The organism is Methylobacterium sp. 1030, from assembly GCF_040544715.1.
Taxonomy (GTDB): Bacteria; Pseudomonadota; Alphaproteobacteria; order Rhizobiales; family Beijerinckiaceae; genus Methylobacterium.
In genome coordinates, this window is record NZ_JBEPKM010000001.1 from 448,120 (window position 1) to 462,160 (window position 14,041).

The following is a 14,041-nucleotide window of genomic DNA, read 5'->3' on the forward strand; positions in this document are numbered from 1 at the left end:
GGCGTGATGGTCAGAGGCGCGTTTGAACCCGTCCGTGACAGCGACGGCGAAACCGCGGGCGGGACGGCGTCCCGCGCCGGGCGGATCCGGTCGAACTTCGCGGCCTTCGATGCCCGGGTGCGGCACGCGGAGCGTCTCGCGGCGGCCGGCAACCATGCCGGCGCGGCCGTGGAGACCGCCATCGCGGCGACCCTGGCGGCGCACCGGCACTGCGGCGTGTTCGCGAGCCCGCGCCTCGAACGGTTGATGACCGGGATCGGCCGGACCCTCGACGGCGGCGGCCCGGACCGCGCGCGGGCCGACGGGGCTCCGTACCGGCGCGTCCTCCACGTCTGCACGCAGCTCGCCCCGGTGGGCGGCCTCACCAAGATGCTCGCGCTCTGGATCGGCGCCGACCGCAACCGGGTCAACGGCGTCGCCCTGACCCAGCATCGCGGCCCGGTCGACGGGCGGATCACCGCCGCGGTGCGCGAGAGCGGCGGCGGGATCCACCACCTGAACCACCACAAGGGCGACAAGCTCGCCTGGGCGCGGGAGCTGCGCCAGATCGCGCGCGGCTACGACGTCGTCGTCCTGCACATCCACTGCGAGGACGTGGTCCCGCTGATCGCCTTCGCGGATCCGGCGAAGAGCCCGCCGGTCCTGCTCCTCAACCACGCCGACCACCTGTTCTGGATCGGGACGCGGATCAGCCACGCGGTGATCAACCTGCGCGAGGCCGCGCGCCGGCTCGCCGTCACGCGGCGCGGCGTCGATCCGGCCCGCAGCCTCCTGCTGCCGACCCTGATCACCCTGCCCGAGCGCCAGCGCGCTCGCAGCGCGGCCAAGCAGGCCCTGGGCGTCCCGGAGGACAGCGTCCTCCTGGTCTCGGTGGCCCGGGGGGCCAAGTACCGCAACGTCGGGCCGGTCACCTACGCGGATCGCCACGTCGACCTGCTCGCGGCACATCCGCAGGCCCGGCTCATCGTGGTCGGCCCCGGCGAGCGGGCCGACTGGGAACGGGCCTGGGCCGCCACCGGCGGGCGCATCACGGCCCATCCCGAGCTGTCGGACCCGCGGGTCTTCTTCGAGGCGGCCGACATCTACGTCGATTCCTACCCGTTCGTGTCGTCGACCTCGATGCTGGAGGCCGCCGCCTACGGGCTGCCGCTGGTCACGCGGTTCGAGGCGCCCGCGGCGGCGGAGATCGTGGCGATCAACCATCCGGGGCTCGACGTCACGGCCCGGGTCGCCCACGACCAAGCCGCCTACGAGGCCCACCTCACGGCGCTCATCACCGACGCGGCGGCGCGGGACGCCGCGGGCGCCGAGAGCGCCGCCGCGGTCGCGGGCCTCTACGCGCCGGCCGCCTGGCTGGCGGGACTCGACGCGATCTACGCGCAGGCGCTGGACCTGCCCCGCCTGCCCCCGGAGGCCGACGCGCCCGGCCCGGCCGAGACGCCCCATCTCGGCGAGCCCGACCTGCGCCACCAGGACATGTTCGGCTCGGACTTCCCCGTGTCGGAGATGACCAAGAACTACATCGGCATGCTGCCGCTGCGGCAGCGCGTCGCCTCCTGGCTGGCCCTGCGCCGCGCCGGCGACTTCTCCGGCCTCTGGGAGCCGGTGCGGCTTCTCCTCCCGGAATGGCTGGTCCGCAACGTGAAGGACCGGTTCGGCCCGCTGCGGCTCCGAGCGCAGATCCCCGGCGCCTGAGGCCGCCCCGGGCCCGGGTGGCCGCGGATCGGTCACGCCGGACGGCGCGCGCGTCGCGGGAGGCCGGGTCGCCCGCCCGCGCCTCTACAGCCCTCACCGGTCCGCGGGACGAAGGCCCGCGCGCCGCCGCAGGGGCGGCGGAGCCGCCAGGACCGCGTGGAATCCTGGGCGGCCCGCCGAACACCACAGGGACAGCGCGAGCGCGCTCCGCGGCGCGGGCCCTGGGAGGGTCCGCGCCGCGGAGCGACAGCCTTGTCGGCCTCAGCGCGTCTTCGGCTCGGCGGTCAGCGGCCGGGCGGCCGGCCCGGTGGCCAGGGCCAGCAGGGCCGCGCGCACGCGCGTCGGCCGGAAGGCCTGCCGGATCGCCCGGTGCGGCATCAGGCGGAATGCCGTGAGGAACGCCCCCGCGGCGGCGCGGCGGTCGCCGCGGGCCATGTGGGCCTCGGTGGCGTCCAGCAGAGCGTCGTAGTAGCCCTGCACGGTCCCGAAATAGAGCCGCAGGGCCGCGAGACGCGAGACGCCGAGCGCCGGCGCGTGGCGTCGGAAGACCAGGCGGGTGAAGTGGATCCGGCGGGCGATCAGGCGGTCGAAGGTCCCGGCCGGCCGCTGCCGGAAATGCACGCAGGGCGCGGCGACGAAGCCGACGCCGTGGCCGCGGACAGCGCGCAGCTGCCAGTCCCAGTCCTGATCGCCGAGCAGGGCCTCGTCGAACAGGCCGATCGCGTCCACGACGGCCCGGCGCACCACCGTCGCCCCGATCTGCGGGAAGTAGCCGCTCAGCATGCGGCGCAGCAGCGCGCCCTTGTCGGACGGAAGTTCCGGCGGCCAGGGGCCGTAGGTCGGCACGAGGTCGTGGTCGGCGGTGACGATCTGCCCGAACACGACCCCGAGCTCCGGATCGGCCTCGAACAGGCGCAGATGCTCCCGGATATGCGCCGGCTGCCAGACGTCGTCGTCGTCGAGGAACGCCACGTAGGGCGCGCTCGCCCGGGTCAGGCCGGCATTGCGGGCCGCGCCGGCGCCGGGCCGGTCGACGGGGACGTGGATCGCGCCGAACGCGGCGGCGACCTCGGCGGCCGGCCCCGCCGCGCCGTTGTCGCCGACGATGATCTCGAAGGCGAGGTCGGGGCCTTCCAGGGCGCGGATGCTCGCCAGGGCCTCGCGCAGGAAGGCGGGCCGGTTGCAGGTGGGCACCACGACGGAGACGCGGCGCTGCGCGGGTCGGTTCATACCCACTCCTCCCAGGCGTCGTAGGCGCCCCGGAGCAGGGCACCGAAGACGAGATCGTTGTCGAACTGCGTGACGAAGCTGCGCGCCACGGTTCCGGCGGGACGGGTCTCCACCGCCTGCGCGTAGACGATCCGGTAGCCCGCCTCCCGGGCCGCGTGGGCGGCCGCCCGCGTCCAGTTCGCAGACTGCCCCAGGGGTATCGCGAAGGAGTCGGGCAGGACGCCGAGGCGGGCCCCGATGGCGCGCCGGGATTCCTCCAGCTCCTCGGCCGCCTCTTCCGCGCTGAGGCGCCCGAAATCCGGGTGGGTCACGGAATGGCTGCCGATCTCGACCCCGTTGGCGGCCAGCGCCTCGATGGCGCCCCAGCCGAGGACACCCGGCGGCGCGCTCTCGGGCCGGTCGAGCCAGCCCGACACGATGAACAGGGTCCAGGGGATCCCGAGATCGCTGAGGACCGGCGCCGCCCCGCTGAGGACGCTGCGCCAGCCGTCGTCGAAGGTGATGGCGAGGTCCCGCGCGCCGCCGCGCCCGTCGGCGATCGTGGCCGCCGGCACGAAGCGGTAGCCGAGACCGAGCGCGCGCTCGAGCTGGTGGCGGAAGCGCGCGGGAGAGACGTCGTTGACGCCGCATTCCGACTGGCCGACCGAGTGGTAGCAGAGGATGCGGCCGCCCGGCGCCGGGCGCCGGATCCGGGCGAGGGCGAGCGTCGTGCGCTCGCAGGCCATCCGTGCGGCGGCGACGCGCGGGCGCGTCAGGCCGACCGCCCGGGCGAGGCTCTTGACCGGTGCGGGGATCATCGCAGGGCGTCGCGCAGGCCGTCGACGACCTGGTCCTGCTCCGCCTCCGTCATCGCCGCGTAGAGCGGCAGCAGGATCGCGTGGTCGCGCGCCCGCTCGGATTCGGGCAGCGCGAACCGCCGCGGCGCCTCCGCGTAGGGCGGCTCCAGATGCGCGCACATGATGCCCCGGCGGGTGGCGATGCCCCGGTCGAGCATCGCCTGCATGACCGCCTGCTGGTCCGCGTCGTCCGGGAGGCGGACGCAGTAGCTCTGCCAGTTGCTGCGCAGCCCCATCGGCTCGGGCGGCGGCGTCACCCCGGGGAGATCGGCGAGCCGCGCGCGGTAGCCGTCGGCGAGGGCGCGGCGCCGGGCGATCAGGTCGGGCAGCCGCTTCAGCTGCTCCCGGCCGATGGCCGCCTGCACGTCCGTCATCCGGTAGTTGAAGCCCGCGATGGAGTACGCCTCGACCACCACCTTGGCGCTGCCGTGGCGGGCGATGTCGGAGACGCTCATCCCGTGCTGGCGCAGCAGCCGGAAGGTCCGGTCCCACGCGGCGTTGGCGGTGGTGATCATGCCGCCGTCGCCGGTGGTCAGCACCTTGCGCGGGTGGAACGAGAAGCAGGCGATGTCGCCCGCCGGGCTGCCGATCGGCCGCCAGACGTCGCCCTGGAGCCGCTCGGAGCCGATGGCGCAGGCGGCGTCCTCGATCACCGGGATGCCGGAGCGGCGCCCGATCGCGGCGATCGCCTCCAGGTCGCAGGGCATGCCCATCTGGTGGACGCAGACGATCGCCTTCGTTTTCTCGGTGATCGCCGCCGCGGCGGCGTCCGGGGCCATGTTGTAGGTCGCCGGGTCGATGTCGACGAAGATCGGCGTCGCCCCGCACTGGGCGATGGCGTTGGCGGTGGCGATGAAGCTGTGGCTCACCGTCACCACCTCGTCGCCGGGGCCGACCCCGACGGCGAGCAGGGCGAGATGCAGCGCGGTCGTGCAGTTCGAGACCGCGCAGGCGTGGGGCGCGCCGACGATCGCGGCGAACTCCGTCTCGAAGGCCGCGACCTGCGGCCCCTGGGTCAGCCATCCGGAGCGGACGACGGCGGCGGCGGCCTCGGCCTCGGGGGCGCCGACTTCGGGCTTGGCGATCGGGATCATGCGAGCGCCCGCCGCAGGTGTTCCGAGCGGGATTCGTCCTGCCACCAGGCGACGAGGTCGGCGAGGCCCTCGGCCGCCCCGATCTTCGCCTCGAAGCCGATCAGCTCCTTGGCGAGGCTCGTGTCGCAGAGGCGCCGGGGCACCGGGTTCACGGCCCGCTCGGCCTCGTGGACCAGCGGCGTGCCGTCCCGGCCCATGATCCGGGTGAGGTGGCCGGCGAGGTCGACCAGCGAGGTCTCGACGCCGGTGCCGACGTTGAGCACCACGTCGGTGGCCGGCGAGATCGCCGACAGGATGTTGGCCCGGGCGATGTCGCGGACATGGACGAGGTCCATGGTCTGCAGGCCGTCGCCGAACACGATCGGCGACTGGCCCTCGGCCAGGCGCTGCATCCAGCGGACCATGACCTCGGTGTAGCGGCCGGTCAGGTCCATCCGCGGGCCGTAGGCGTTGAAGTACCGGAGCGCGACGTAGTCGAGCCCGTGCATGTCGTTGAACGAGCGCAGGAGGCCCTCGCCGAAGGACTTGGCGGCGCCGTACAGGGTCCGGTTGTCGTAGGGGTGGTGCTTCTCGGTCGTCGGGAAGACCTCCGCCATCCCGTAGACCGAGGCCGAGGAGGCCATCACGACCTTGGCGACGCCGGCCTCGACGCAGCTCTCCAGCAGGTTGAAGGTCGCGGCGGCCATCACCTCGAAGGCGTGGCGGGGCTCCGCGGCGCACTGCGTGATCCGGAGGGCCGCCTGGTGGAACACCACGTCGGTGCCCTTGACCAGCGTGTCCATCAGGGCGCGGTCGCGGATGTCGCCCTGGACGAGGCGGACGCGGCCGGAGCCGAGGGCGTCCCCGAGATTCTCGGGGCGGCCGCGGATCATGTTGTCGATGGCCACGATCTCGTCGCAGCCGGCCTCGACCAGAAGGTCGATGATGTGGGAGCCGATGAAGCCCGATCCGCCCGTGACCAGGATCCGGGTCCCGCGCAGGTCGCCGCTGAACCGGCTTCCCTTGGTGACCTCACGCAGCTTGGGCATCGGCGACCTCGCAGTAGCTGGCGACGGCCCGGCAGACGGTGTCGATCTGCGCGGACGTCATCTCGGGGAACATCGGGAGGGACAGGGTCCGGGCGGCCAGCCGCTCGGTGACCGGCAGGCGGCCGGCACCGTCGTCGAGGTGGCTGTAAGCGGGCTGCCGGTGGACCGGGACGGGGTAGTGGATGCCGGTGGCGATGCCGGCCGCGTTGAGGTACTGGCGCAGCCCCTCGCGGTCCGCCGTCGACACGGCGTAGACGTGGAACACGTGGTCGAGGCCGGCGGGGGCCGGAAGCTCCAGGCCGAGGCCCGCGAGCCGCGCCCCGTACTCCGCCGCCACCGCCTGGCGGGCGCGGGTCCAGCCCTCCAGGTGCGGGAGTTTGACCCCCAGCACCGCGCCCTGGACGCCGTCCATGCGCAGGTTGAAGCCGTGGCGGACGTGGTTGTACTTGCCCTGCTGGCCCCAGTCGCGCAGGCAGCGGGCCGCCTCGGCGAGGTCGTCCCGGTCCGTGACGATGGCGCCGCCCTCGCCGTAGGCCCCGAGATTCTTGCCGGGATAGAAGCTGAAGCAGCCGAGATCCCCGATCGTGCCGGCCTTGCGGCCGCCGCGCTCGGCGAGATGCGCCTGGGCGGCGTCCTCGACGAGGGCGATCCCGTGGCGCCGGGCGATGGCGCCGAGCGCGTCGAGATCGGCCATCCGGCCGTGCAGGTGCACCGGCAGGATCGCCTTGGTGCGGGGCGTGATCGCCGCCTCGACCAGGGCCGGGTCCATGGTCCAGTCGACCGGGTCGATGTCGACGAGGACCGGAGTGGCGCCGGCGTACAGCACCGCCGCCACCGTCGCCACGAAGGTCGACGAGACCGTGATCACCTCGTCGCCCGGACCGATGTCGAGGGCGAGGAGGGCGAGGTGCAGGGCCGCGGTGCCGCTGCTGACGGCGACCGCGTGGCGGGCGCCGCAGGCTTCGGCGAAGGCCGCCTCGAAGGCGCTGACCGCCGGGCCGAGGACGAAGTCGCCGCTGCGCAGGACGTTGAGGACCGCGGTCTCGACGTCGCCGCCGATCGCCGCGTACTGCGCCTTGAGGTCGAGGAAGGGGATCACGAGGCCCTCGCAAGTGGCATGAGGTCGATGGGGGTGCCGTTCTGGCGCAGGGAGCGCATGGCGGCTTCGAGCATCTCGACGACGCGCAGGCCGCTGTGGCCGTCGGTCATGGGCGCGGTGCCGTTCTCGATGGAGTCGGCGAAGTGCTCGATCTCGACGATCAGCGCCTCGCGGAAGGACAGGTGCGGCGACCACATGTCGCCGGTCCGGTAGGAGACCATCAGCTCGGTGATGTCGTCCGAGCCGCCGCCGACGGTGACGCCGCGGTCGTAGACCTTGACCTTCTCGATCGGGTCGAGGTCGTTGTAGACGATCATCTTCTTGCTGCCGCCGATCAGCGTCTGCCGCACCTTCACGGGCGCGAGCCAGTTGACGTTGATCTGCGCGACGACGCCGCGCGGGTAGAAGACGGTCAGGTGGGCCATGTTCTCGGGGCGGCCGCTGAAATGGCCGGTGCCGCTCGCCGAGATCGCCACCGGGGCGAGGTCCAGGATGTGGTCGAGGATGGCGAGGTCGTGGACCGCCAGGTCCCAGATCACGTTCACGTCGCGCTGGAACAGGCCGAGGTTCACCCGGGTCGAGTCGTAGTAGAACACGTCGCCGATGGCGTCGGTCGTGATGAGTTCGTGGATCTTCTCGACCGCGCCCGTGTAGACGAAGGTGTGGTCCACCATCAGCCGCAGGTTGCGCTTGGCCGCCTCCTCGATCAGCAGCCGGGCCTCGAAGGCCGAGGGCGTGATCGGCTTCTCGATGAAGACGTGCTTGCCGGCCCGCAGCGCGTTGATGGCGATCTCGAAGTGCGAGCTCACTGGCGTCGCCACCATGACGGCGTCGATCGCGGGATCGGCCACGAGGTCGCGCCAGTCCTGATGGAGCTGGACGGCGGGGTAGCGCTTGCCGGCCCGGCCGAGCGCGGCGGGCGACTGGTCGGCGATGGCCACCAGCTGGCAGCGCTCGCTCTCCGAGGTGCACCGGGCGAGGTTCGGCCCCCAGTAGCCGTATCCGACGATACCGATCGAGATCATGACTGCATTCCCCTCAAGCAACCTGCAGAGGCTCGGCCGGCTCGGGCCGCGGCGACTGGACGGAACGGGCGCGCGCGGCGCTCTCGGCGCGCTTGGTGCGGGTGTCGCCGACGACCCGCGCGGGGCATCCGGCGACGATGGCGAAGGCCGGGACGTCCCGGGTGACGACGGCACCGGCGCCGACCAGGGCGCCCTCGCCGATGGTGATCCCCGCCACGATGGTTGCGTTGGAGCCGATGGAGGCGCGGGCCTCGACCACGGTCTCGACGAGCTCCCACTCGCCGTCCCGCTTCAGGCTCCCGTCCGCGTTGGTGGCTTCCGGGTAGAGCTCGTTGGTGAAGACCACGCCGTGGCCGACGAACACCTCGGCCCCGATCGAGACGCCCGCGCAGATGAAGCTGTGCGAGGAGATCTTGCAGCGCGGGCCGATCCGGCTACCGCGCTGGATCTCCACGAAGGGGCCGATGCGCGAACCGCTTTCGATTCGACATCCATAAATATTGACTAGATCCGGGTAGAAGATCCCCACATCCGCCCCAATATCTGCATCGGTAATCGGCATGCCCGCCGCTCCTTCCGCCGAACTTCTGTGCGTCAAAACTGCACAGAGCTGCGGACGGCCGGGAACCCAGGCTTTCGATGCGGTTCGTCCGTCGAAAGGCGAACGGCGCCCATCCGGTGTGACCCCTCCCCGGCCCGGCGCACCGTTCGGGCCAGGGGGCCTACGTCGAAAGGCGAAGCCCCCGCCCCGGCAAGGATGCCCGCGCCCGCCATTTGGAGGAGTCCCGGCTGGCTCGGCCGTTACGCATCATGCCGTCTCAGCCCTCATGAGCCCGTGAGGCCGGCGCGGTCCTGCCGCTCGACCGCCGCGCCCGGGTTCCGAGGGCGAGCCTTAAGGGGACGATGCGTGTCGAAGATGTCGACGAAGACCGCGGCAACCCGCGCCACCGCCCGCGCCGGCCGCGCCGGTCTCGCGGCGTGCCTGCTCGCCCTGTCGGCGCTGCCGGCGGCCGCGGAGTACCGCATCGGGCCCGGCGACACGATCGAGGTCACGGCCCTCAGCATCCCGACCTTCAAGCAGGAGGCGACGGTCTCCACCGACGGCACCGTCATGGTCCCGCTGCTCGGGGACGTCCCGGCCGCCGGGCTCACCGTCGCGGAGCTGCGCCAGAGCCTGCAGAAGTCGCTGCCCGCCAAGGCGGTGCGGCAGCGCAACTCCGAGGGCAAGGAATCGATCGCCGTGCTCGAGCCCGACGAGATCGGGGTGCGGATCTCGAAGTACCAGCCGGTCTACCTGAGCGGCGACGTGACCAAGCAGGGCGAGCACCCGTTCCATCCGGGCATGACCGTGCGGCAGGCCATCGCCCTGGCGGGCGGCTACAACCTCCTGCGGTTCAGGATGGAGAACCCCGTCGTCGAGACGGCGAACCTGCGCGCCGAGTACGACAGCACCTGGGCGAGCATCCAGCGGGAATCCGCCACGATCTGGCGCCTGAAGGCGGTCGTCGCCGCGTCGCGGGGCGACAAGTCCCCGCCGCCGGCGGACGTCGCCCCGGGCAGCCGCGCGACCCCGGCGCAGAAGCTCGCCGAGCAGCAGCTCCGGGTACAGATGACCGACATCGCCAAGGAGAAGGACCATCTGCAGCGCTCCCTCAACCGGACGCAGACGCAGTTCACCAGCCTCAGCGATCAGCAGGTCAAGGAGAAGGAGGGCGTCACCGCCGACGCCGAGGATTACGACACCGTGCGGGCGCTCTTCCAGCGCGGCGCCGTGGTCACGACCCGGCTGACCGACGCGCGGCGCGCCGTCCTGCTCTCCTCGACCCGCGCGCTGCAGACGACGGTCCAGCTCACCCAGCTCGAGCGCGACAAGAGCGACGTCGCCCGCAAGCTCGAGCGGGTCGACGACGTGCAGGCCATGGACGCCCTGGAGAAGCTCCAGGTCGCGGAGAACAACCTGGCGACGTACCGGTCGCGCCTGAACAGCATCAACGACAAGCTGGTCTATACCGGCGCCCTCCGGGCGCAGCTCCTGTCCGGAAGCCGCGCGCAGGCGGCGATCGCGGTCTTCCGGCAGAGCGGACCGGCCAAGACGCAGATCGACGCCGCCGAGGACACGGAGCTGCTGCCGGGCGACGTCGTGGAGATCGCGCTCAAGCCGGATCCCGCCATGCGGGGCGTCGGCGACGGGGCCGGCCAGAACTGACCCACCCGCCCCGGCTCGACGCGCCCATCGGGCCGAGCCGGCGTCCCCTTTGACGGATAGCGCCCCGAGGCGGTGACCGCCGCGGTGAGGAGAGATCCATGAACCGACACTCGACCAGCGCGTCCTTCCTGCCGATCGGTGCGACCCGCCCCGGTGGGACCGGAGCCTGGCGCGGCCAGCCCTTCTCGCCCGAGACGGAGTCCCAGGTCTCGATCCTGACCATCGCGCGGCAGAACTGGCGGTCGATCCTGGCCTTCGCCGCCGTCGGGCTGGTCTGCGCCGGGATCTACGTCGCGACGGCGCCGGCCATCTTCACGGCCCGGGCCCGCGTCTACATCGAGAGCCGCTCCAGCCCGGTGACGGCCCGCGACACGCCCAATGCCGGGACGCCGCTCGAGATCGCCGAGGTCGAGAGCCAGGTCGAGTACATCCGCTCGGAGAAGATCGCGCTCGCCGCCGTGCACCGGCTCGACGAGTCGGCTCTGAAGGATCTGGCGGCGCCGACGCACCCGCTCGTCGCGAAGGTCCGGGAGTTCGTGAAGGCCGCCAAGGCGCTGCCCCTCCGGCTGATCGGGGCCGAGCGGCCGGTCCAGGAACCCGCCCCCGTCAGCCCGGACCTGCGCCAGGCGCGAACGCTGCGCGAGAACGTCGAGGCCAGCCGCATCGGCGCCGCCTACGTGATCGAGGTCGGCTACAGCGCGGACAATCCCGCCACGGCGGCCGCTGTCGCGAACGCGGTGGCCGGGGCCTATGTCAGCACCGAGCTGGAGAACCGGGCCCAGGTCTGGAAGGTCGCCGGCGAGTGGATGCTGCCGCGCCTGAAGGAACTCCAGCAGCGCGCCAGCCAGGCCTCGCGCGAGGCCCAGACCTACAAGGCCGAGCACACCATCATCGACCTGGGCAAGCGCGGCCTCGTGGGCGAGCAGCAGGTCGAGGAGCTCAACACCGCGGTGGCCGCAGCCCGGTCCAAGACCGTCGACGCCCGCGCGGTGCGCGATCAGATCCGCGGGCTCCTCGATTCCGACATCGCCGATCCGGGGATCACCGAGGCGTTCAAGGACAGCGTCATCATCCAGCTGCGCCGGCAGTACGTCGACCTCGTGCAGCGCGCCGACGACCTGAAGCGCCGCCTCGGCCCCGACCACGAGGCGGTCCAGGCGATCCAGCGGGACATCCTGGCGGCCAAGCAGTCGCTGCGCACCGAGCTCGAGCGCCTCGCCGTGTCCCTCGACCACGATTTCGAGGTCGCCAAGGCCCGCGAGGACAGCATGACGGCGGCCTTCGACGCCCTGATCTCGAAGACGCTGATCATGAGCAACGCCCGCGTCAAGGCGCGGGAGCTCGACCGCACCGCCGAGACCTACGACCAGATCTACACCAACCTGCTCCAGCGCTACATCGACGCCGTCAACCAGCAATCCTATCCGCAGCCCTCCGCCCACGTGATCACGCCCGCGACCGTGCCGGAATCCCCGAGCGCGCCCCGCGGCAGCCTGATCATGCTGCTCGGCCTCCTGGTCGGCACCGGGTTCGGCGTGAGCGGCGCCTTCGCGCGGCACTGGTTCGACCGGACGATCCGCACGCCCCGGCAGCTGACCGGCCACGGCCTGACCTGCCTCGCCGCCCTCCCCGAGCTGCGGCGCGAGCCCGGCTTCCGGGCGGCGCTCGCCCTGGCGCAGGCCCACGCCAACGAGGCGCAGCGTCCGGCCAGCATCGAGGCGTTCCGGGCGAGCGCCGTGCGGTTCATGCCGCAATCGGTGTTCGTCGAGCGCCTGCACAGCCTCAAGGCCCACGTCCTGGGCAGCGACCGCCGCGGCCCGGTCTTCGCGATCGGCGTCACGTCCGTGGGGGCCGGCGCGGGCAAGACCCTGTTCGCGAGCAATCTCGGCCAGCTCCTCGCCCGCGCCCGCGCGAGCTCCGGGCGGGTGCTGATGATCGACGCCGACGTCCGGCAGGGGACGCTCTCGCGGCTCAGCCAGGCCACCGAGCAGCGCGGCCTCCTCGACGTGCTCGCCGGCCGCTGCGGCGCCACCGAGGCGGTCCGCCCCCAGCCCGGCGAGGTCCGCCTGCTCGCCTGCGGCAACCGCCACCCGAACGATCCCCATTTCAGCGATCTGATGACCGCGGAGGGCGTCGCCGCGGTGCTGGGGGACGGACGCCCCGCCCTCGACCGCCCCGCCCTCGACCGCGTCGTCGTCGACCTGCCCCCGGTGGACGAGCTCCCCACGCTCCGGCCGCTCCTCGACACGCTCGACGGCCTGATCATCGTGGTGGAGGCGGGCCGGACCAGCATCGACGACGTCGCCGCCGCCGTGCACGATCTCGAGTCGAGCGGCAGCACCGTCCTGGGCGTCGTGCTCAACAAGACCAACGACGGCCAGACGGTCCGGCGCGGCGGATTCCGCGGCGCGCTGAGCCGCTGGACCGCGGCCCGGCGCAGCGCCCGCGGCGCGACCCAGGCAGCCTCGTGACCGGCCCGCGCGCCGAAGGTCTCGACCGGGTGGCGGCCTTCGTGCCGGCCCGGGCCGCCCCGACCCCGGCCTTCGCGGTTTCCGCGACCCCGCGCGGCCGCCGCGTCGCCTTCTTCGGGCACGACCGGGCCGAGCCCACGGTCCGGAAGCGGGTCGACGCCATCCGGGACGCCGGGTGGTCGGTCATCGTGTACGCCTTCGAGCGGGACCGCCCCGGCGCGGTGCCGGCCGAGGCCCCGGTGGCCGACGACATCGTCCCCCTCGGCCTGACCGTCGACCGCAACTACGCCCGCCGCCTGCCGCGCCTCGCCGTCGGCATCGCCCGGGCGCTGCGCCGCCGGCGCGACCTGCGCGGGGCGGACGTGATCTACGTGCGCAACCTCGACATGGCCCTCGTGGCCTGGACCGCGGCGCGCCTCGCCGGGAGCCGCGCGCGCCTCGTCTACGAGGTGCTGGACATCCAGCGTCTGATGGTGCGGCCGGACGCGCCGGGACGGATCGCCCGCGCGGTCGAGCGCTGGATCCTCGGCCGCAGCGACCTCCTCGTCGTCAGTGCCCCGGACTTCATCGACCGGTACTTCCGGCCGGTCCAGGGCTTCGCCGGCGCGTGGCACCTCCTCGAGAACAAGGTCATGGGCCACCGCCTCGGCGAGGTGACGACCCGGCTCGACCGCACCCGGACGGCGGAACCGCCCTGGGTGATCGGCTGGTTCGGGACGCTGCGCTGCCGCCGGAGCCTGACGATCCTCGCCGCCATCGCGGACGCCCTCGGCGACTCGGTGCGGATCGTCCTGGCCGGGCGCCTCTCCGAGGAGGACATCGCCCCGCGCGCCCTGGCGGACACGCTGGACGGCCGGCCGAACATGTCGTTCCGCGGCCCCTACGCCAATCCCCGCGACCTTCCGGAGATCTACAGCGGGATCCACTTTAGTTGGGCCGTCGATTACCTCGATGATGGACTGAATTCGGACTGGCTACTGCCGAACCGGCTCTACGAGGGCGGCCTGTGCGGCGCCCTGACGCTGGCGCGCGCCGCGACGGCGACCGGACGCTACGCGGTGTCGGAGCGCCTGGGCTGGGCGTTTCCCGAGCCGCTCGCCGATTCGGTGACGGCGTTCCTGCGGACGCTCACGCCGGAGGCCTACGCGGAGCGACATGCCGGCCTGCTCGGCCGCGACCTCGGCACGTTCGTCGATGTCGGCGGCATGCACGATCTCCTGGTCCGGCTGGACTAGAGCCGTGGGGGGGGGGGGGGGGGGGCGGGGGGGGGGGGGGGGGGTGGGGGGGGCGCGCACCGCAAAACCCCCACCCGAAACCAGACGCGGAGGGCGCGCGGGAGCGGGGCCGCCGGGGGGCG

General features: G+C 73.0%; 11 protein-coding genes. 4 read left to right on the plus strand and 7 right to left on the minus strand.

Features of this window, described 5'->3' with window-relative positions; all coding sequences use genetic code 11:
* The first annotated feature begins 6 nt into the window (after positions 1-6).
* A complete protein-coding gene (locus ABIC30_RS02140) occupies positions 7-1,695 on the plus strand; it encodes a glycosyltransferase (RefSeq protein WP_354453772.1) in 1,689 nt (562 codons plus the stop codon).
* Positions 1,696-1,956: 261 nt separating this feature from the next.
* On the opposite strand, the gene ABIC30_RS02145 is transcribed toward ABIC30_RS02140, so the two are convergent.
* Genes ABIC30_RS02145 through ABIC30_RS02175 form a run of 7 tightly spaced genes read right to left on the minus strand, consistent with a single transcriptional unit; the run spans position 1,957 to position 8,569 of the window.
* Positions 1,957-2,925, minus strand: coding sequence for a glycosyltransferase family 2 protein (locus tag ABIC30_RS02145; RefSeq protein ID WP_234081764.1), 969 nt, complete (start codon positions 2,923-2,925; stop codon positions 1,957-1,959).
* Entirely contained in the window at positions 2,922-3,722 is an 801-nt protein-coding gene (locus tag ABIC30_RS02150) for a polysaccharide deacetylase family protein (protein WP_354453774.1), read from the minus strand. The genes ABIC30_RS02145 and ABIC30_RS02150 overlap by 4 nt, the downstream gene beginning before the upstream one ends.
* Positions 3,719-4,855: a DegT/DnrJ/EryC1/StrS family aminotransferase gene (locus tag ABIC30_RS02155; RefSeq protein ID WP_020091185.1), complete on the minus strand. Its 1,137-nt coding sequence runs from the start codon at positions 4,853-4,855 to the stop codon at positions 3,719-3,721. Before ABIC30_RS02155 ends, ABIC30_RS02150 begins: the two co-directional genes overlap by 4 nt.
* Positions 4,852-5,883, minus strand: coding sequence for an NAD-dependent epimerase/dehydratase family protein (locus ABIC30_RS02160; protein WP_020091186.1), 1,032 nt, complete (start codon positions 5,881-5,883; stop codon positions 4,852-4,854). Before ABIC30_RS02160 ends, ABIC30_RS02155 begins: the two co-directional genes overlap by 4 nt.
* Positions 5,867-6,982: a DegT/DnrJ/EryC1/StrS family aminotransferase gene (locus tag ABIC30_RS02165; RefSeq protein ID WP_020091187.1), complete on the minus strand. Its 1,116-nt coding sequence runs from the start codon at positions 6,980-6,982 to the stop codon at positions 5,867-5,869. Before ABIC30_RS02165 ends, ABIC30_RS02160 begins: the two co-directional genes overlap by 17 nt.
* Entirely contained in the window at positions 6,979-8,007 is a 1,029-nt protein-coding gene (locus ABIC30_RS02170; RefSeq protein WP_020091188.1) for a Gfo/Idh/MocA family protein, read from the minus strand. The genes ABIC30_RS02165 and ABIC30_RS02170 overlap by 4 nt, the downstream gene beginning before the upstream one ends.
* Before the next feature lie 13 nt (positions 8,008-8,020).
* Positions 8,021-8,569: an acyltransferase gene (locus ABIC30_RS02175; protein WP_026604627.1), complete on the minus strand. Its 549-nt coding sequence runs from the start codon at positions 8,567-8,569 to the stop codon at positions 8,021-8,023.
* Positions 8,570-8,923: 354 nt separating this feature from the next.
* Here ABIC30_RS02175 and ABIC30_RS02180 point away from each other — a divergent pair, with 354 nt between their 5' ends.
* The 3 genes from ABIC30_RS02180 to ABIC30_RS02190 all read left to right on the plus strand — a co-directional run bounded on the left by ABIC30_RS02180 (position 8,924) and on the right by ABIC30_RS02190 (position 13,919).
* Positions 8,924-10,213 (plus strand): polysaccharide biosynthesis/export family protein, encoded by a 1,290-nt coding sequence (locus ABIC30_RS02180; RefSeq protein ID WP_020091190.1) that lies wholly within the window; start codon positions 8,924-8,926, stop codon positions 10,211-10,213.
* A 98-nt stretch (positions 10,214-10,311) separates the two neighbouring features.
* A complete protein-coding gene (locus ABIC30_RS02185; protein ID WP_020091191.1) occupies positions 10,312-12,684 on the plus strand; it encodes a GumC family protein in 2,373 nt (790 codons plus the stop codon).
* Positions 12,681-13,919 (plus strand): glycosyltransferase, encoded by a 1,239-nt coding sequence (locus ABIC30_RS02190; RefSeq protein ID WP_354453778.1) that lies wholly within the window; start codon positions 12,681-12,683, stop codon positions 13,917-13,919. Before ABIC30_RS02185 ends, ABIC30_RS02190 begins: the two co-directional genes overlap by 4 nt.
* Positions 13,920-14,041: the final 122 nt, after the last annotated feature.